This window comes from Rhodococcus sp. BP-241, assembly GCF_019836145.1.
Lineage (GTDB): Bacteria > Actinomycetota > Actinomycetes > Mycobacteriales > Mycobacteriaceae > Rhodococcoides.
This window is the reverse complement of record NZ_JABUEI010000003.1, coordinates 443,442-460,638: the sequence shown is the minus strand read 5'-3', so window position 1 is coordinate 460,638 and position 17,197 is coordinate 443,442. Positions and strand designations below refer to the sequence as shown.

At 68.6% G+C, this 17,197-nt stretch carries 19 protein-coding genes and 1 tRNA gene; 13 read left to right on the top strand and 7 right to left on the bottom strand.

Annotated elements, in window-relative coordinates; all coding sequences use genetic code 11:
- Window positions 1-7: 7 nt before the first annotated feature.
- Window positions 8-1,015, top strand: a complete 1,008-nt coding sequence (locus tag HQ308_RS08610; protein WP_081821037.1) for a MazG family protein — start codon at window positions 8-10, stop codon at window positions 1,013-1,015.
- Window position 1,016: 1 nt separating this feature from the next.
- On the opposite strand, the gene efeB is transcribed toward HQ308_RS08610, so the two are convergent.
- The 3 genes from efeB to efeU form a co-directional block, all read right to left on the bottom strand.
- Window positions 1,017-2,267 (bottom strand): iron uptake transporter deferrochelatase/peroxidase subunit, encoded by a 1,251-nt coding sequence (gene efeB / locus HQ308_RS08605; protein WP_222646148.1) that lies wholly within the window; start codon window positions 2,265-2,267, stop codon window positions 1,017-1,019.
- Between the two features lie 13 nt (window positions 2,268-2,280).
- Complete coding sequence (gene efeO / locus HQ308_RS08600) at window positions 2,281-3,420, bottom strand: iron uptake system protein EfeO (protein WP_222646147.1); 1,140 nt, start codon at window positions 3,418-3,420, stop codon at window positions 2,281-2,283.
- An 88-nt stretch (window positions 3,421-3,508) separates the two neighbouring features.
- Window positions 3,509-4,351 (bottom strand): iron uptake transporter permease EfeU, encoded by an 843-nt coding sequence (gene efeU / locus HQ308_RS08595; RefSeq protein ID WP_081821100.1) that lies wholly within the window; start codon window positions 4,349-4,351, stop codon window positions 3,509-3,511.
- A 207-nt stretch (window positions 4,352-4,558) separates the two neighbouring features.
- Between efeU and HQ308_RS08590 the strand changes: the two genes are divergently transcribed.
- From HQ308_RS08590 to HQ308_RS08570, 5 genes are all read left to right on the top strand, one after another.
- A complete protein-coding gene (locus HQ308_RS08590; RefSeq protein ID WP_222646146.1) occupies window positions 4,559-5,314 on the top strand; it encodes a lytic transglycosylase domain-containing protein in 756 nt (251 codons plus the stop codon).
- Between the two features lie 186 nt (window positions 5,315-5,500).
- Window positions 5,501-6,796: a phosphopyruvate hydratase gene (gene eno, locus HQ308_RS08585; RefSeq protein ID WP_027504061.1), complete on the top strand. Its 1,296-nt coding sequence runs from the start codon at window positions 5,501-5,503 to the stop codon at window positions 6,794-6,796.
- An 8-nt stretch (window positions 6,797-6,804) separates the two neighbouring features.
- On the top strand, window positions 6,805-7,386 hold the full coding sequence (locus HQ308_RS08580; RefSeq protein WP_204866522.1) for a septum formation initiator family protein: 582 nt from the start codon (window positions 6,805-6,807) through the stop codon (window positions 7,384-7,386).
- A 48-nt stretch (window positions 7,387-7,434) separates the two neighbouring features.
- Entirely contained in the window at window positions 7,435-7,950 is a 516-nt protein-coding gene (locus HQ308_RS08575; RefSeq protein ID WP_027504060.1) for a DUF501 domain-containing protein, read from the top strand.
- Window positions 7,947-8,894 (top strand): Ppx/GppA phosphatase family protein, encoded by a 948-nt coding sequence (locus HQ308_RS08570; RefSeq protein WP_222646145.1) that lies wholly within the window; start codon window positions 7,947-7,949, stop codon window positions 8,892-8,894. The genes HQ308_RS08575 and HQ308_RS08570 overlap by 4 nt, the downstream gene beginning before the upstream one ends.
- Here the strand turns inward: HQ308_RS08570 and HQ308_RS08565 are convergent, their stop codons facing one another.
- Window positions 8,895-9,239 (bottom strand): MmcQ/YjbR family DNA-binding protein, encoded by a 345-nt coding sequence (locus tag HQ308_RS08565; protein WP_222638284.1) that lies wholly within the window; start codon window positions 9,237-9,239, stop codon window positions 8,895-8,897.
- A 146-nt stretch (window positions 9,240-9,385) separates the two neighbouring features.
- Here HQ308_RS08565 and HQ308_RS08560 point away from each other — a divergent pair, with 146 nt between their 5' ends.
- The 7 genes from HQ308_RS08560 to HQ308_RS08530 all read left to right on the top strand — a co-directional run bounded on the left by HQ308_RS08560 (window position 9,386) and on the right by HQ308_RS08530 (window position 14,035).
- Entirely contained in the window at window positions 9,386-10,819 is a 1,434-nt protein-coding gene (locus HQ308_RS08560) for a short-chain fatty acid transporter (protein WP_222646144.1), read from the top strand.
- Window positions 10,820-10,861: 42 nt separating this feature from the next.
- Window positions 10,862-11,701 (top strand): sulfurtransferase, encoded by an 840-nt coding sequence (locus tag HQ308_RS08555; RefSeq protein ID WP_261775859.1) that lies wholly within the window; start codon window positions 10,862-10,864, stop codon window positions 11,699-11,701.
- Window positions 11,702-11,730: 29 nt separating this feature from the next.
- Window positions 11,731-11,804 (top strand) — tRNA-Leu (locus HQ308_RS08550).
- A gap of 199 nt (window positions 11,805-12,003) precedes the next feature.
- On the top strand, window positions 12,004-12,201 hold the full coding sequence (locus tag HQ308_RS08545; protein ID WP_222627594.1) for a hypothetical protein: 198 nt from the start codon (window positions 12,004-12,006) through the stop codon (window positions 12,199-12,201).
- Window positions 12,198-12,449, top strand: a complete 252-nt coding sequence (locus tag HQ308_RS08540) for a hypothetical protein (RefSeq protein ID WP_222627592.1) — start codon at window positions 12,198-12,200, stop codon at window positions 12,447-12,449. The genes HQ308_RS08545 and HQ308_RS08540 overlap by 4 nt, the downstream gene beginning before the upstream one ends.
- Window positions 12,450-12,499: 50 nt before the next feature.
- The gene (locus tag HQ308_RS08535) at window positions 12,500-13,294 is read left to right on the top strand and encodes a GAF and ANTAR domain-containing protein (protein WP_222646143.1); all 795 of its coding nucleotides are present in this window, start codon (window positions 12,500-12,502) and stop codon (window positions 13,292-13,294) included.
- A gap of 60 nt (window positions 13,295-13,354) precedes the next feature.
- On the top strand, window positions 13,355-14,035 hold the full coding sequence (locus tag HQ308_RS08530) for a haloacid dehalogenase type II (protein ID WP_222638282.1): 681 nt from the start codon (window positions 13,355-13,357) through the stop codon (window positions 14,033-14,035).
- Window positions 14,036-14,174: 139 nt separating this feature from the next.
- On the opposite strand, the gene HQ308_RS22535 is transcribed toward HQ308_RS08530, so the two are convergent.
- From HQ308_RS22535 to HQ308_RS08510, 3 genes are all read right to left on the bottom strand, one after another.
- Window positions 14,175-14,843, bottom strand: coding sequence for a VOC family protein (locus tag HQ308_RS22535; protein ID WP_261775858.1), 669 nt, complete (start codon window positions 14,841-14,843; stop codon window positions 14,175-14,177).
- Between the two features lie 100 nt (window positions 14,844-14,943).
- Window positions 14,944-15,870 (bottom strand): aldo/keto reductase family oxidoreductase, encoded by a 927-nt coding sequence (locus tag HQ308_RS08515; RefSeq protein WP_222646142.1) that lies wholly within the window; start codon window positions 15,868-15,870, stop codon window positions 14,944-14,946.
- A gap of 48 nt (window positions 15,871-15,918) precedes the next feature.
- Window positions 15,919-17,148, bottom strand: a complete 1,230-nt coding sequence (locus HQ308_RS08510) for a DUF3500 domain-containing protein (protein WP_374198520.1) — start codon at window positions 17,146-17,148, stop codon at window positions 15,919-15,921.
- Between the last annotated feature and the right edge of the window lie 49 nt (window positions 17,149-17,197).

Below are 17,197 nucleotides of genomic sequence, written 5' to 3'. Positions count from 1 at the left end.
GCGCGCGATGACGATTCTGCTGCTGGATCCCCTGCGGCCCACCATGGTGCCGGTGCAGGCCGTGACGTTGCTGGACAAGCCCGTGGGATTCACCGAAGAGGTGCCGGTCTCCATCCGCTGGCGCCTCACGGGGTTCACCTCCGCGGGCGACGACGAGCCCGAGGTGCTCATCAGCACCAGCCGCGACAACCCCGACGTTCAGGAACGCATCACGCGCGGCGAGGACGTCATCGAGGTGCCGGTACCCCGCGGCGGCAACCTTGCCGAGGCCGTCTTCGTCATCGACAAACTGCGCTCACTCGGCGGATGGGAGGCGCAGCAGACGCACGAGTCGCTGCGCGGGTACCTCCTCGAGGAGACCTACGAACTGCTCGATGCCATCGAGACCGGCGATGCGGACTCCATCCGGGAGGAGCTCGGCGATCTGCTGCTGCAGGTCATCTTCCACGCGCGCATCGCCAAGGACGCGGGCGCCGAGGCGTTCGACATCGACGACGTGGCGTCCACCCTGGTGGCCAAGTTGACCCACCGCAGCCCGCACCTGGCCGACACGTCCGGCGCCCCGATAGACATCGGTGCGCAGGAGAAGGCCTGGGAGGAGCGCAAGGCCGCGGAGAAGGTACGCGCGTCGTGTCTCGACGGCATCGCCATGGCGCAGCCGTCGCTCGCGCTCGCCCAGCAGGTCATCACCCGAGCGGTCAAGGCCGGGCTCCCTCAGGACTTCGTCCCGGAGTCCATGCTCTCCGTGCGCATCGACATCTCGGGTGATCACGGCGCCACCAGCGCCGAGGACTCGCTGCGCCGCACCGTCAACGAGTTCGTGGCCGACGTACGGGCCGCGGAGCGCGGCGCCGCCATGGACGGAGTCCGATCGGCCGAGATGGACGCACGAGCGTGGTCCAAGTACTGGCCGGGAACCGACATGTTCGGCCGACCGCTCGCGGCGACGGGGACGGACGACGCACGCGTCGCCGCGTCCCACCATCGGCCGCAGGCGGACGAGAAGAACCGCTGACCTACTGGCCGAAGAGCGTCGAGCCCCAGTAGTCCTCGGTGCCTTCCGGAACTCCCGGTGGGCAGGCGAAGACCGCCGAGCCGACGTGGGAGATGTACTCTTTCAGGGCATCTCGTCGCGCGAGCGCTTGCTGCATCGGCACGAACTGGGTCTGCGGATCGCTGCAGAAAGCGACGAAGAAGAGCCCCGCGTCGAGGTGGCCGAAGCCGTCGGAGCCGTCGGTGAAGTTGTACCCGCGGCGAAGAATCTTGATGCCGCCCAACGACTCCGACGACGCCAGTCGTACGTGCGCGTCCTTCGCGATGGTCGAGGAGCCGAGATCGACGGTATCGAACTCGGCCGTACCGCCCAGTGGCGCGCCGGTGGCCTTGGACCGACCGATGACGCGTTCCTGTTCGCCGAGCACCGCGCGGTCCCACGGTTCGATCTTCATCCGGATGCGCCGCGCCACGAGGTAGGTGCCGCCCGTCATCCAGTCGGACTCGCCGCCGTTCACCCACACGTGCTCGTCGACGGTCGCCGCTTCCTCGGCCTTGATGTTGTTCGTGCCGTCCTTGAAGCCGAAGAGGTTGCGCGGTGTCGCCTGGGCGGTCGACGTCGACGCGGTGCGACCGAAGCCGAGCTGCGACCACCGCACCGACGCGGTGCCGAACGCGATGCGCGCGAGATTGCGGATGGCGTGCACCGCCACCTGCGGATCGTCGGCGCAGGCCTGCACCGCGATGTCGCCACCGCTCCTCGCCGGGTCGAGGTCGTCACCGGGGAATCGCGGAAGATCCTGCAGTGCAGCCGGTCTGCGGTCACCCAAGTCGAACCTGTCGAAGAACGACGGGCCGAAGCCGATGGTCAGCGTGAGGTTGGACGGCATCAGGCCGTAGGCCTCGCCGGTGTCACCGGGCGGCTCGTACTGTCCGCCGCCGACCACGCCACCGGGCACCGACTCGGCGCCGACGGTGAGACGTTCGGCCATCGCCGTCCACTTCGTGAGCATCGCGACGATCTCGTCGCGCGAGGTGGTCGTCACGTCGAAGGTGACGAAGTGCATGCGGTCCTGTGCGGGCGTGACGATGCCCGCCTGGTGGACGCCGCGGAACGGCACCACGGCCTCGTCCGCGTCGGCGACCACGGGTTCGGGTGCGGTCGACCGGCCCAGCGCGGCACCGGCGCCGACCGCGAGTGCGCCGGCTCCCACGCCACCGAAGAGCGCGCGGCGCGAGAGGCGTCGACTCGGCGGGGTGGCGGCGGCGTCCATGTCGGACGTCCGCTCAGGCGCCTGCGACGACACCCTGGACCTGGCTCACCGACGCGGACAGGGCGTCGATCTTCTTCGACAGGTCCTGGCGCTGCGGCTCGGTGACCGTGTCGTAGGAGACGAAGCCGTCACCCTGGCGGTACTTCGCGAGCTCGGTGTCGAGTTCGGCGAAGCGCTGCTCGATGGTGGCCGCGAGTTCCGGGTTCCGCTCGGACAGCACCGGAGCGAGAGCCGCCACCGCTGCCTGCGATCCGTCGACGTTCGCCTGGAAGTCGTACAGGTCGGTGTGGGAGAAGAAGTCCTCCTCACCGGTGATCTTCGTCTGGGCGACCTCGTCGAGGAGGCCCTGTGCGCCGCCCGCCACCGTGATCGGGTCGATCACGAAGTCGGGGGACTGCACGCCCGCGACCAGTTCGTCGACGTCCGCCTTCAACTGCGCGGCGATCGCGTTCGTGTCCGGCTGGAGCCCCTGTGCCCACAGGTCCTTCTCCAAGCGGTGGAACCCGGTCCACTCGGCACCCGGCTCGACGTCCGGCTCGCGCAGGTCGATGCGGGGGTCGAGATCGTCGGGGAAGCTCTCCGCGACGGGTTCGATGCGCTCGTAGTAGGTGCGGACGAGCGGGAACTGGGCCTTGGCGCCCTCGACGTCGCCGGACGTGACCGCGGTGACGAACGACGCCGTCGTCTCCTGCAACGCCGTGACCTGGCTGACGACGTAGCGCTTGTAGCCGTCGGCCGCCTCGGCGAGCGTCCCGTCGGCGTCGGACTCCTTGGCGTCACCCGTGACGACGAAGTCGCCGCGGAGGCCGTCGCCGACCATGCCCGGCTTGCACGCGGTCTGGTACGTGGCGGGCTCGGGCAGCGCGACGATGAGCTGGCGGGAGACGCCGGGCCCGATGTTCTCGATCTCACCCATGACGCGGTCGCCCTCGCCGTAGACGTAGAACTCGGTGACCTTGGAGCCGTTGTTGGTCACCTGGAAGGTGGAGCTGCCCGTCTGTGCACTCGTCGTACCGACGTCGCACGAGCTGTCGGTCGCGTCGACCACGATGTCGCCGCCCTCGGCCGAGGTCGTGGCCTCCTTCTCGGTGCAGGCCGTGAGTGCCAGCGGCAGCGCGGCGGCGCAGAAGAGGAGGCGGGTGGTGGTGCGCATTTCAGTGGTGCCCTTTCGGGAGCGGGAAGGCCGGAGGCCGGTCGGTAGTGGAGCGGGAAGGCCGGAGGTTCTGGAGCAGATGTGTGGGTCAGGACGCGGCGGGTTGTGGCTGCGGTGCGGTGACTCGTGGCACGGCCTTCGGCCGCCGGAGGAACAGGGGCAGGACGACGACGAGGTAGAGCACCCAGGCCGCGACCTGCAGAACGGTCGGCTCGGGGCGGAAGTTGAAGATGCCGGCGACGACGGTGCCGTACCAACTGCCCGCGTCCCAGGTGTCGCTGATGTCGAACGCGGTCGCGCTGCCACCGGGGAGAATTCCGCCGATCTGCAGAGCCCGCAGTCCGTACGCCAGGATTCCGGCGGCGACGAACACGAGGAAGACGCCCGTCCAGCGGAAGAACCGGGCGAAGTCGATGCGCACTGCTCCGAAGTACAGGAGGACGGTGAGGAATGCAGCAACGGCGATTCCGGCCAGCAGGCCCAGCAGCGGCCAGGAACTGCCGTTGGTGTTCTCCGCGTAGCCGACCATGAGGAGCGCCGTCTCGATTCCTTCGCGCCCGACCGCCAGGAAGGCGAGCGATGTGACGGCCACCGGCCCGACGTCGAGCGCGCGGGCCATGCCGGCCTTCAACGTGCCGGAGATGGAGGCGGCGGCCGACCGCATCCACAACACCATGCCGGTGACGATCGCGACGGCGATCAGCGAGGCGATGCCGGCGATGATCTCGGCGGTGAGGCCCGTGACCGTCGAGGTGCCGAGGTGGATGACGGCGAACACGACGGCGACCATGCCCACGGCGGCCGAGACACCCGTCCACACCCACTTCAGCGCGTCGCGGCGGTCGGACTTCACGAGGAACGCGACCAGGATCATCACGACGATGCCGGTCTCGAGTCCCTCCCGCACCCCGATCAGTCCGCTGCCGACCATCTGCGTCACGACGGACGGCGCGGACGCGACGACGGCGACTGTGGACACGGCGGGATCTCCCGGGTTCGAGTGGAGTGGGGCGTCTTAGGCAAGGCGACCCTCATACGAAAGGTGAACATACACCGGCTTCGGGGTGCGAAACAGCCGCCGACCAGGACTTTTGAAGACCTTTACCCTTCTATTACTTTGACTCGGGATGATGGAGGCATGCTCCCACCGCGCTCCCGGCGCCTCCGCGTCGTCGCGGCTGCGCTCGCCACGGCCGCCGTCGTCTCCGGCTGCGGCGCCCTCGATCTGGATCCGGGCAGACCCGCGGTGGAGATCCCGGAGGGAATCCCGCCGGGGCCCGGAGCGCCCCTGCCGCCGATCGACGTGGACGCGCCCGGTCGCTCGGCCGACCTGCTCGCCGGCTGGGCGGAACCGCTGGTCGACCCCACCGGAATCGGTCGCACGGCGCTCGAGGCCTACGGCCACGCGGCCGCGGTCATGGCCCGCTCGTCACCGGGGTGCGGTCTGGCCTGGACCACTCTCGCCGGGATCGGCCGAATCGAGAGTCGTCACGGCACCTTCGGTGGATCGTCCGTCGGTCCCGACGGCACCGCGACCCCGCCCATCCGCGGAGTGCCCCTCGACGGTACCGCCGGCAACGCGGAGATCGCCGACACCGACGGCGGAGAACTGGACGGCGACACCGTCTTCGACCGCGCCATGGGACCGATGCAGTTCATCCCCGAGACCTGGCGCAAGTGGGGCGTGGACGCCAACGGGGACGGCCGCGCCGACCCCGACAACCTCGACGACGCCGCGCTCACCGCGGGGCGTTACCTCTGCGCCCGTGGGGGAGACCTCACCGCAGCGGAGGGATGGCAGGCCGCCCTCATGGCCTACAACCTGTCGGGGGTCTACCTGAGGGACGTCCGCGACGCGGCCTCCGCCTACTCCGTCGGTGCCCGGCCGTCCTGACGTCGACCTCCTCCGGCCTGCCCGCCTGACTACCGACCGGCCTCCGGCCTGCCCGCGTGCGCGCCTGCGCGTCGAATATCGAGCACGGCGGCTGCGGCGGCTAGTCTGTCTTCGAGCCGCGCCCGACCACGGGTGACCGGTTCGCGCCCGAAGCTGTGTGTTCAACGCCTGACTAGGAGTTCATTCGTGGCCATCATCGAACAGGTCGGAGCTCGCGAGATCCTCGACTCACGTGGCAACCCCACGGTCGAGGTCGAGGTCGCGCTCGACGACGGCACGCTGACCCGTGCAGCGGTGCCCTCGGGCGCCTCCACCGGTGAGCACGAGGCCGTCGAGCTCCGCGACGGCGGCGATCGCTACGGCGGCAAGGGTGTCGAGAAGGCCGTCAACGCCGTGCTCGACGAGATCGCGCCGGCCGTCATCGGCCTCGACGCCATCGAGCAGCGCACGGTCGACCAGGCACTGCTCGACCTCGACGGCACCGCCGACAAGTCGCGCCTCGGCGCGAACGCCCTGCTCGGCGTTTCGCTCGCCGTGGCCAAGGGTGCCGCGGAGTCCGCCGGACTGGAGCTCTTCCGTTACCTGGGTGGACCCAACGCCCACATCCTGCCGGTGCCGATGATGAACATCATCAACGGTGGCGCCCACGCCGACAGCGGCGTCGACGTGCAGGAATTCATGATCGCCCCCATCGGTGCGCCGACCTTCAAGGAGGCCCTGCGCTGGGGCGCCGAGGTCTACCACGCACTGAAGTCGGTCCTCAAGGCCAAGGGCCTGTCGACCGGGCTCGGCGACGAGGGCGGTTTCGCCCCCGACCTCGCGGGCACCAAGGCCGCACTCGACCTCATCTCGGAGGCCGTCGGCAAGACCGGTCTCACGCTGGGCTCCGACATCGCTCTCGCGCTCGATGTCGCCGCCACCGAGTTCTTCACCGCCGGAACGGGATACGCCTTCGAGGGCAACACCCGCACCGCGGAGGAGATGTCGGCGTTCTACGCGGACCTGCTGAACCAGTACCCGCTCGTCTCCATCGAGGATCCGCTCGACGAGAACGACTGGGACGGCTGGGTCGCCCTCACCGACAGCATCGGTGACCGGGTCCAGATCGTCGGCGACGATCTGTTCGTCACCAACCCGGAGCGCCTCGAGGAGGGCATCGTCAAGGGAGCCGCCAACGCTCTCCTGGTGAAGGTCAACCAGATCGGCACGCTGACCGAGACCCTCGACGCCGTCGATCTCGCGCACCGCAGTGGCTACCGCACGATGATGAGCCACCGCAGCGGCGAGACCGAGGACACCACCATCGCCGATCTCGCCGTCGCCGTGGGCAGCGGACAGATCAAGACCGGTGCCCCGGCTCGCAGCGAGCGCGTCGCCAAGTACAACCAGCTGCTGCGCATCGAGGAGGCACTCGGCGACGCCGCGCGCTACTCGGGCGAGCTGGCGTTCCCGCGGCTCGACTTCACCTCGAAGGACAGCTGAGCTCACCGATGGCGGACCGGGACTCTCGACGCAGTGCGGCACGGCCGGGTGGCCGTTCGCCGCGCCGTGACGCGCGTCCCGGTCGATCCACGCGCCGCGACGGGTCCGGGGCCTCGCAGCCCCGGACCGTCGCCGGCGCGGTCAACGACGTCGTCACCGAGGGTGCCGCACTGGTCGGTCGGCGCGGACGCCGCCGCGGCGGCGAGAAGAAGGAGCGCACGTTCCTCGGCCTGTCGACGGGCAAGGCCGTCGTTCTCGCCGTGGTGATCTGCGCTCTCGCCCTGACTCTCGCAGTTCCGTTGCGGACGTACATCTCCCAGCGCGGGGACGCCGCCCAAGTGGCCGCCGAGCGAGTGGCCCTGGAACAGCGCGTGGCCGAGCTCCAGATCCGCAAGGACCAGACCGACGATCCGGCCTACATCACCGCACAGGCACGCGAGCGCCTCGGTTACGTCATGCCCGGCGAGACCCCCTATCAAGTCCAGTTGCCCGGCGCGCGTGCACGATCGGACATCGAGAACGATCCGCCGCCGCCCCCGCCCGGACCCTGGTACAGCGACCTGTGGTCCACGGCGACCACCCCACGGTGACGCCTCGGCGCACGCCGATCCACCCGATCCGGAAATGAGTCAGACCCAGTGAGCGACGTGTCGCGCGAAGACCTCGACGCCGTGTCCGCCCAGCTCGGACGAGAGCCGCGCGGCGTGCTCGAGATCGCCTACCGCACCCCGGACGGCCGTCCCGCCGTCGTCAGGACGGCGCCGAAGCTGCCCGACGGAACGCCGTTCCCCACCCTCTTCTACCTCACGGATCCGCGTCTGACGGCCGAGGCGAGCCGCCAGGAATCCGCCGGTGTCATGCGCGAGATGACCGAGCGGCTGCAGCAGGACGAGGAGCTCGCGGCGGCCTACCTGCGTGCCCACGAGGCGTATCTGGCCGAGCGCAACGAGATCGAGTCGCTCGGAACCGATTTCACCGGCGGCGGGATGCCGGACCGGGTCAAGTGTCTGCATGTGTTGATGGCACACTCGCTGGCCAAGGGGCCGGGTGCCAATCCGCTGGGCGACGAGTCGGTGGCGCTGGCCGCCGAGGGGCCTCTGCGCGGCACGGCCCTGCCCGCGGACTGGCCCACCATCGAGGAGCTCCGAGCATGAGGGTCGCTGCGATCGACTGCGGAACCAACTCCATCCGTCTGCTCGTGGCCGACGTGGACGACGACGGTCTCCGCGACCTCGCGCGTGAGATGCGTGTGGTCCGGCTGGGGCAGGGTGTCGACGCGACCGGGTCGTTCGCACCCGAGGCGATCGACCGCACCGAGGCAGCGCTGCTCGAGTACGTCGACATCATCACCGAGCTGGGCGGTGTCGACGCGGTGCGCATGGTCGCGACGTCGGCCACGCGCGACGCCGACAATCGTGATCTGTTCTTCGACATGACGCGCCGGACCCTCGCCTCCGTCGCGGACGGTGCAGTGGCCGAGGTCATCTCGGGCGACGAGGAGGCTCGTCTGTCCTTCGCCGGGGCGGTCGGCGATCTGGATCCGGACGAGGGGCCGTTCCTCGTGGTCGATCTCGGCGGCGGCTCCACCGAGCTGGTGCTCGGAGATGCCGACGGCGTGCGCGCCGCCTTCTCCGCCGACATCGGATGTGTTCGGCTCACCGAGCGGTGCCTGCGCACCGATCCACCCACCGAGGCCGAGCGCAGGGCAGGGCAGACCTTCACCTCCGAGCGCCTCCAGCCGGCGTTCGACGCGGTATCCGTGAAGGATGCCCGCACCTGGGTCGGGGTTGCCGGGACCATGACCACCCTCTCGGCCGTGGCACAGAATCTTCCCGCCTACGATCCGGACGCGATCCACTTGTCGCGCATCCCGTTCACCGATCTGCGCGATGTCTGTGATCGTCTGCTCGGCATGACGAGGTCGGACCGTGCCGTGCTCGGCCCGATGCATCCCGGTCGCGTCGACGTCATCGGCGGAGGATCCCTCGTCGCGGCCACACTCGCCGAACACATCGGTGCCGAAGCCGGAATCGACAGCCTGGTCGTGAGCGAGCACGACATCCTCGACGGGATCGCTCTCAGCGTCGCCGGGCGATGATCACTCCGGTCTCGGCCCGAGCTTCCTGACGGTCACCGGAGCGCGGCACTCCCACGCTTCCTCGATCAGTTCGCGAAGCTCGTCGACGTCCACCTCGGGTAGTCGCACGAGCACCGACGCGTGACCCTCGTAGTGATCAGTGGTGAAGAACGCTGCCGGGTTCGAGCTGATGAGGGCCTCGCGGTCCTCGACGCTCGGTCTGCGGAGCAGCAGAACGTCGGGCATCTCGTGGACCCGTGCGAACAGTCGGTCCTTCACGCGGAAGCCGGGAGTGCCGTACGACGGCTTCTCCGTCACCTCGCGCAGCGCGAGTGCGATACGTCGGACGTCGTCCTCTGTCGCCATGGACGCAGTGTGCCACCTGCAGTCCTGCATCGCCGCAGATCAAGGGTGCAGTGATGCCTCTTGCCTTCGGGCGGACGCACGGGAAGGGTCGATCGAGGCCGTTGTGGTCCCCGACACACCGATCGCTCGACGACCAGGAGGTCACCATGGCAGTCCGCGACACCGACGCACCCGCGGAGAAGGGTCTGGCGCGAACAGCCCAGGCACTGGCCCGCGGCACCGAGAAATGGTTCCCCGACGCCTACATCTTCGCGCTGGTCGGCGTGCTCGTGGTGGCGATCGCCGCGTTCGCGAACGGATCGTCGCCGCAGAACGTGGTCGATGCGTTCGGCAACGGATTCTGGGACCTGACGGCGTTCACTCTGCAGATGGCCATGGTCGTGCTCACCGGGTACGTCGTGGCCACGTCGCCACCCGTGGCTCGGCTGATCACGAGACTGGCCGCGCTGCCGAACAATCCACGCACGGCGGTCAGCTTCGTCGCGCTCATGTCGTGCTCGGTGTCGTTCCTGAACTGGGGTCTCAGCCTCGTCTTCGGTGGACTGCTCGCTCGTGCCATCGCCCGGCGACGCGATCTGAGCGTCGACTACCGCGCGCTCGGCGCCGCGGCGTTCATGGGCCTGGGCGCGGTGTGGGCACTGGGCATGTCGTCGTCCGCGGCGCAGCTCCAGGCCACCGCGAGCTCGCTCCCGCCGGCCCTGCTCCGCATCACCGGAGTCCTGGACTTCGGCACCACCATCTTCACGTGGCAGTCACTGGTCATGTGCGTGATCATCATCGTGCTGACGGTGATCATCGCGCACCTCTCCGCTCCCACCGGTGCGGCGATCAAGACCGCCGAGGCCATGGACGTGAATCTCGACGACACCATCGCCGAGCCGCCGCCGCGCACCCGTCCGGGCGAGTGGCTCGAGTACAGCCGCATCCTCCCGATCCTCGCCGGGGCGATGACGCTGGGATGGCTGGTGTCGCAACTGCTCTCGAAGCCCGTGCTGTCGGTGGTGAGCAGCCTCAACGGCTACCTGCTGGTGTTCCTGATGCTGGGACTCGTGCTGCACGGCACACCGCGACGGTTCCTCGATGCCGTCGCCAAGGCCGTACCCGCCACAGCGGGGATCCTGGTGCAGTTCCCGCTGTACGCCGCGATGGCCGCGATTCTGACCACATCCGAAGGGCGGGGCGGAGTCACGGTGTCCGAGCACCTGGCCACGTTCTTCACCGAGGTCGGCGGTGGCGGAGCCTTCGCTGTGGTCATCGCCGTCTACACCGTGATCCTGGGACTCTTCGTCCCGTCGGGCGGAGGCAAGTGGTTGGTCGAGGCGCCGTACGTCATGCAGTCCGCCACCGACGTGCAGATGAACCTCGGCTGGACCGTGCAGATCTACAACGTGGCCGAGGCGCTACCCAACCTGATCAACCCGTTCTTCATGCTGCCGTTGCTCGCCGTCCTGGGTCTGCGGGCGCGCGATCTCATCGGATTCACGTTCCTGCAGTTCCTCTTCCACTTCCCGGTGGTGCTGCTGCTCGTCTGGCTGCTCGGGACGACGTTCACCTTCGAGCCGCCCGTGATCCCTGCCTGACCGAGCGGTGCGCGCGGCACACCGAGTCGTACTCTGATCGCCATGTCGGAGATCCTGGTGACCGTGTCGGAGTTGTCCGCAGCGCTGACGTCGCCGCGTCCGCCCGTGCTGCTCGACGTCAGGTGGGCACTGGGTGATCCCGACAACCACCAGCACTACCTCGACGCGCACATCCCCGGCGCCGTTTTCGTCGACCTGGGCTCGGAACTCGCCGGTCACGGGGAGCCCACCGAAGGGCGGCACCCCTTGCCCCGACTCGACGATCTGCAGATGTATGCGCGGCGATGGGGCATCGACGCCGACTCGTCCGTCGTCGTCTACGACGCCACCGGCAACATGGCTGCGGCTCGGGCGTGGTGGCTGCTGCGCTGGGCGGGCGTCGAGACCGTGCGCATGCTCGACGGTGGACTCGGCGCGTGGCAGGCGGCCGAACTACCCACGCGGTCGGGCGAGGAGAGGGCGCCGCGAGCTGGGGACGTGACGCTGTCCGAGGGCCATCTGCCGACGGTCACGGCAGACGCTGCCGCCACATTCCCCGGTCGTCTTCTCGACGCACGTGCGGGGGAGCGGTACCGCGGGGAGGTCGAGCCCGTCGATTCCCGTGCCGGCCACATTCCCGGCGCTCTCAGTGCGCCGACGTCGGACAACGTGACCGTCGACGGGACCTTCGTAGCACCCGATGTACTGCGCGATCGGTTCGCGGGCATGGGTATTCGGCCTGGCGACGAGGTGGCCGTCTACTGCGGTTCCGGTGTGACCGCGGCGCACGAGATCGCAGCGCTCGCACTCGCCGGTATCGATGCGGCCTTGTTCCCGGGATCCTGGTCCGCGTGGTCGTCGGATCCCGCGCGACCGGTCGAGACGGGACCAGGCGTCTCCTGAACGGCCCACGATAGGCTGGCCTCGAGCAGGCCCCTATAGCCCAATTGGCAGAGGCAGAGGACTTAAAATCCTTGTGTTCCGGGTTCGAGTCCCGGTGGGGGCACCGACACCGTCCTTCCGTCCTCTCGGCACGCCACGTCGATACGCTCGTGGTGTTTACAGGAACTCCCTACGGGTATCGACCTGACCCAGCGCGGTCGACGCTCCGAGCCGCGCGCTCGTTCCCGGCCGGGCGACGGCCGGAGACCAGGCATCGGCCCGACTGTTCCACGACTCGTCCGGTGTCGGAAGGGGAGAACGCCATGGTGTCGAGAGCAGACGACATGGACCGGACGGCCGACGTCGACGACGTGGTGGCGATCGTGCAGAGACGACGCGCTGCCGTACGAGAGAACGCCCCCGCAGAAGAGGTGTTCAGATTGATGGCACTCGAGCGACTGCTCGCCGAGCGTCGTCGAACGGGCGGCGGGCTGCCCGCGACGCTGAGCGATGCGTCATGACCGGGGACATCGGCGTCGAGGTGGACCAGGTGTTCGAGGCCCGGCCGTCACGGGGATCGATGTACATCCCGGTCGACCTCATCCCGTTGCTCAGCGCCCACTTCGCATCGCACCGCGACAGGTTGCTCGAGTGCGGTGACACCTGGCGCGCCGCGCGAGCGGAGCGAGTGCTCGACGAGTTGGCGAATGCCTTCACCGTGGGCGTGGCCCGATCGGACACCGGAGACGCGGCAACCGACGAGCCCTGAAAGGACTCGGTGATCTCATGCTCGAGAAGCACTGTGAGGACGCACGGCACATGGCTCGGAGCCCCTCGGATGCGGCTCTGACCTCCGTCGCCGAGGTGGTCGGGAAGATGACCTCGTTCCTCGAATCCATCGGAGACGTGGACGCGACGCTGGAACAGATGTGCGACAACCTCGTCGACGCCGTACCCGGAGCCGACGCGGCAGGCGTGACAGTCATTCGACGGGGAAGACCGGTGACGATCGTGGTCACCGACGGGTGCGTCCGAGCTGTCGACCGTGCTCAGTACGACGCCGACGAGGGCCCGTGCCTGGAGGCCGCGGCGACCCGGACGCCGGTCCGTGTGACGAGCGGGGTTGCCGCGCAGAGGTATCCCGAGTTCTGGACACGGAACGCGGACACGGGAATGCGGAGCTTCCTGTCCACACCGGTGTCGGTGGGCGATGAGCGCTACGGGGCTCTCAACCTCTACAGCCGGAGCGATCACGGGTTCGAGTACGCGGACGCGGACACGTCGACGATCTGTGTCACCGTGGTGGAGTCGTTGCTCGCGATCGCCCGGCGAGCCGACGACGCCCAACGTCAGGTGGACGGTCTTCGAGCGGCGCTCGAGTCACGCGCGGTCATCGATCAGTGCAAGGGCATCGTCATGGTCGTCCTCGACATCACGGACGATCAGGCTTTCGCACTGATCAGGTGGCGGTCGCAGGAGACGAATACTCCAGTTCGGCTGTTGTGCAGACAGATCCTCGCCGATCTCAGTGCTGAACCACTGGGCGAGGGACTCGAGTCCACTGTGGGAACCGTCCTCATGACCGCGCACACCCGGGTGGCGGCGGGCGGGTGACAGTCGGCGACACGGATGGGCTCGGGGTTGGCGTCTCCCCGCGTCGGGTACGCCGGTGGCATGGCAGAACCCGTTGCTCCTGATGTCGTCGTGTTCGATGTGGTCGGCACACTCGCCGATCTCGACATCGTCCGCGACAGGTTCATCTCGGTGGCGCCGCCGTCGTCGTCGTTCGACGGATGGTTCGCGCACCTGTTGCGTGACGGCATGGCGCTGACCCTGTCCGGTGCGTACGAGCCGTTCGCCGTCGTGGCATCGTCCGCTCTGCGGGCGTACACCCGTGGGTTCGTCTCCGACGCCGACATCGAGCACGTCGTCGGAGGGTTCGCCGAGACGACACCGCACCCGGACGTCGTCGCGGCACTCGACGCCGCTGTCGCCAGTGGTGCGCGAGTGTTCACCCTGTCCAATGGAAGCGCGGACTCGACAGCAGGGTTCCTCGACCGGGCGGGTGTGTCCGATCGGGTCGAACGAGTGCTCAGCATCGACGACGTCCGCGCGTGGAAGCCGGCAGCGGCGCCGTACGAGCTGGCGGTGTCGAGCGCCGGAGTCACCGCGGACCGGTGCGCGATGGTGGCGGTGCACTCCTGGGATCTCCAGGGCGCAGGACGCGCGGGAATGCGCACCGGATGGTGCCGCCGCGAGGAGAAGGTGCCCAGTGCCGCCTTCGGCGAGGCCGACGTCTCGTCGCAGACGCTCGACGGTGTGGTGCGTGCACTGTTCGACTCGACCGACGAGTGAACAGCCACTGCCAATCGACGACGAACAACGGCACGCCGGCCGCGCAGAGCGAATCCGGTGCACTGAACCGCGTACAGCGCGGACTGCTGCACCGGATCCCACCGCCCGATCGAGCGCTGGGGCCACCGCGCCGGACTCGTCATCGGTCGGACCACACCATCGTCGTGATGCAGAACGGATGTCCGGCCGGATCGAGGAGAACAGCCCACCGAGAATCGACCTGTGACTCGGACTGTCGCGCGCCACAGGTTTCTGCGTACCGGACTGCACCGGCCAGGTCGTTGCCCGCGTCGATGTCCAGATGCATCACGGCGGTTCCGGGCCACTCGGGAGGTGTGTACTCCTCGACCTTCTGCGCCACCAGGACGAGCCCCTCATCGGTGCGCATCCCGGACGCCTGGTCGTCACCCCAGAGTCGACGACCACCGAGGAGGGCCAGATAGAACCGAACGAGTTCCTCCGGATCGGCGCAATCCAGAGAGATGCCTGCGGTGCGTAACGGCCCCCTCGTCGTCGGGGCGACGTCGCGCTCGCGCTCCACGACGTACCGCCGTTCGATGCCCGCCGTCCGTCCGCCCCACTCACTCGACGAGACTCGCTCCTGATGTCGTGCGAAGGCAGCGTCGTCGGTGAAGTACTCGTCCACCTGCCACACGAGGGGGTCGTCGCTCTGCTGGACGTCGAAGGACACGCAACCGGGCTCGGCCCGCGTCAGCTCGACATGGCGGGGCAGACACTCCGACACGACGGCCGACTCGGCATCGTCCCGACAGATCAGCTGACCGCTGAGGTGGACGTGCGGGCGCATGCGCTGCTCCTCGTCGATGTGCTGCTGAGGGGTGTTCGACGACGATTCTCTCCTGCGGGCGCGGGAATCCCGGTGTTCGGGAGTGCATGGTTCACCGGCATCACGGCAACGTGTGCCCTGCAGCGCGGAAGAGGCGGTACCACTGCTCCCGGCTCAGAACCACGTCCGAACCGGCGGCAGCTTCCCGCACGCGGCCGGGGTTGGTAGTTCCGAGCACCACTTGAATGTTCGCCGGGTGCCGGGTGATCCACGCGGTGGCGATCGCGGTGGGCGTGGTTCCGAACTGGGAGGCGAGCTCGCGGAGCGCGTCGTCCAGTTCGGGGTAGTTCTCGCGATCACCGAGGAACACGCCGTCCGACGTCCCCTTCTGGAACGGTGACCACGCCTGCAGAGTGACGCCGTTCAGTCGCGCGTGATCGAGCAGACCGTTGTCGCGGTCGACCGACTGCTCGAGCCCGGCGATGTTCGCCGCGAGACCGGCCGCCACGAGCGGTGCATGCGTGATGCTCAGCTGGACCTGGTTCACGATCAGGGGCTGTCGCACCTCGGTCTTCAGCACCTGAATCTGTCCGGGAGTGTGGTTCGAGACTCCGAAATGCCGCACCTTGCCCGCCGTGTGCAGCGTGTCGAAGGCCGCCGCGACTTCGGCCGGCTCCACGAGGGTGTCCGGCCGGTGCAGCAACAGGACGTCGAGGTGATCGGTACGCAAGGCGGCGAGAGACTCGTCGACGGTGGTCAGGATGTGCTCGGACGAGAAGTCGTAGAACCCTTCTCGGATGCCCACCTTGCTCTGGACGATGACGTCGTCTCGATCCGACGCGAACGACACGGCGTCGCCGAACCTGCGCTCGCAGGCGTGACGATCGCTGCCGTAGATGTCCGCGTGGTCGAAGACCGACACTCCCACATCACGCGCGGTGCCGACAAGTGTTCGGATCTCCTCGTCGCTCAGCGTCTCGATGCGCATGAGGCCGAGCACGACGCTGGACGCGCGAAGATCGGTGCCGGGTAGCTCGTAGGTCTTCATCTGCACCTGACTACCCGCCGCGAACCGCCCGGCGCAACCGAGGAATCGTCAGAAGCCCCCACCCGGCATCGTGCCGCCGCCCATTCCGGTCGACTCCTGTTGCGTGACACTGTTCGCGTAGTCGTTGCTCGGGTCGCGGTAGATGGTGTGGACGTGGCCCCACCCCGAGGTGGTGACGCCCGCGACGTCCGCCCCGGCCGAGCCCTGCTGTGCTGCGAACTCGACGTAGACGTCCGGTCCGCTGATCTGGAAGTGGATTCCGTCGCCCTGGCTCATGTCGTAGGTGGTCGCGCCGGACCAGTTCACGTAGGTCGTGTCGAGCGTCGCCTCGATGGTCGCGAGCGCGTCGGCGGTGGTCTCCTCGTCGGCCATGCCGGCCCAGTTCGCGATGACCTGCAGGAGCAGTTGCTTCTGCTCGTCGGTGAGGTCGGCGCCGGAAAGTCCGGTGCCGGTGGGGAAGTCGCAGGTGCTGCCGGGCGCGCACACCATGGCCGCGACGTCCGATCCCTGGTACAGGGTGGTCTTCTGCTCGTCGGTGAGGCTGTCGTAGAAGGCGAAGGCGTCGGTGTAGATGCCGTCGAACGGCTGCACGTCGGTGCCGTCGGCAGTGGTGTACTCGGCGGGTTGGACGCCGAGGTGGGTGGGGGCGAAGGTGACGGCGTCGGCGGCGCCGTCGAGGGTGGCGTTGATGCCGAGGTGGTGTCCGCCGAACTGGATCTCCCAGGCGCTGGTGTCGGACGGGTCGCCGAAGAAGGCGATGTAGTACTGGCCGAGTGAGTCCTCGGTGGAGGTGCTGTTCTCGTGGAGGTACTCGTCGCCGCCCATGATGCCGGTGACGGTCGAGTAGGCGTCGTCGCTGAGCAACGACTCGAGCACGGTCATGGCGGCGCCGCGCTGCTCGTCGGTGAGGTCGGCGAGGTTCAGGCCGGCGCGGTCGACGAACGTGACGGGGAAGTTGGACCAGGACGTCGTCTTGGTCTCGTCGTCGTAGGCATAGGTGACCTGCTCGCGCTGCGCGTCGGTGAGCGTCGCCAGGAAGGCCTCGGCGGCCGTGGCGCTGTCGCTGATCGTGGCCGCGGTGGTGGTCGCGCCCTCGGTGACGGAGGCGGTGGACACGGCGGCCTCCTGGCTCGTGGTGGCGGAGGCCGGTGTCGCCGCGTTCTCGGTGGCGGCGCTGCAGCCGCCGAGCAGCAGACTGCCGGCCACGAGAACAGAGGCGAGGGCCGTGCGGCCGCCTCGCGGGAAGCCGGCGGGTGTGGGGGTTCTGTAGAACATCATGGGTCGGACGTTACGAATGCTTCCTGCACCCGCGGTGCGAGGACGCTGG

Excerpts from the sequence above, each read along its gene's own strand:
- efeU (WP_081821100.1), bottom strand. The coding sequence starts at position 4,351 with ATGGTCGGCAGCGGACTGATCGGGGTGCGGGAGGGACTCGAGACCGGC.
- HQ308_RS08570 (WP_222646145.1), top strand. The coding sequence starts at position 7,947 with ATGAGGGTCGCTGCGATCGACTGCGGAACCAACTCCATCCGTCTGCTC.
- HQ308_RS08540 (WP_222627592.1), top strand. The coding sequence starts at position 12,198 with ATGACCGGGGACATCGGCGTCGAGGTGGACCAGGTGTTCGAGGCCCGG.
- efeO (WP_222646147.1), bottom strand. The coding sequence starts at position 3,420 with ATGCGCACCACCACCCGCCTCCTCTTCTGCGCCGCCGCGCTGCCGCTG.
- HQ308_RS08580 (WP_204866522.1), top strand. The coding sequence starts at position 6,805 with ATGGCGGACCGGGACTCTCGACGCAGTGCGGCACGGCCGGGTGGCCGT.
- HQ308_RS22535 (WP_261775858.1), bottom strand. The coding sequence starts at position 14,843 with ATGCGCCCGCACGTCCACCTCAGCGGTCAGCTGATCTGTCGGGACGAT.
- efeB (WP_222646148.1), bottom strand. The coding sequence starts at position 2,267 with ATGGACGCCGCCGCCACCCCGCCGAGTCGACGCCTCTCGCGCCGCGCG.
- HQ308_RS08510 (WP_374198520.1), bottom strand. The coding sequence starts at position 17,148 with ATGATGTTCTACAGAACCCCCACACCCGCCGGCTTCCCGCGAGGCGGC.
- HQ308_RS08565 (WP_222638284.1), bottom strand. The coding sequence starts at position 9,239 with ATGGCGACAGAGGACGACGTCCGACGTATCGCACTCGCGCTGCGCGAG.
- HQ308_RS08610 (WP_081821037.1), top strand. The coding sequence starts at position 8 with ATGACGATTCTGCTGCTGGATCCCCTGCGGCCCACCATGGTGCCGGTG.
- HQ308_RS08555 (WP_261775859.1), top strand. The coding sequence starts at position 10,862 with ATGTCGGAGATCCTGGTGACCGTGTCGGAGTTGTCCGCAGCGCTGACG.
- HQ308_RS08590 (WP_222646146.1), top strand. The coding sequence starts at position 4,559 with ATGCTCCCACCGCGCTCCCGGCGCCTCCGCGTCGTCGCGGCTGCGCTC.
- HQ308_RS08535 (WP_222646143.1), top strand. The coding sequence starts at position 12,500 with ATGGCTCGGAGCCCCTCGGATGCGGCTCTGACCTCCGTCGCCGAGGTG.
- HQ308_RS08560 (WP_222646144.1), top strand. The coding sequence starts at position 9,386 with ATGGCAGTCCGCGACACCGACGCACCCGCGGAGAAGGGTCTGGCGCGA.
- HQ308_RS08545 (WP_222627594.1), top strand. The coding sequence starts at position 12,004 with ATGGTGTCGAGAGCAGACGACATGGACCGGACGGCCGACGTCGACGAC.
- HQ308_RS08530 (WP_222638282.1), top strand. The coding sequence starts at position 13,355 with ATGGCAGAACCCGTTGCTCCTGATGTCGTCGTGTTCGATGTGGTCGGC.
- HQ308_RS08515 (WP_222646142.1), bottom strand. The coding sequence starts at position 15,870 with ATGAAGACCTACGAGCTACCCGGCACCGATCTTCGCGCGTCCAGCGTC.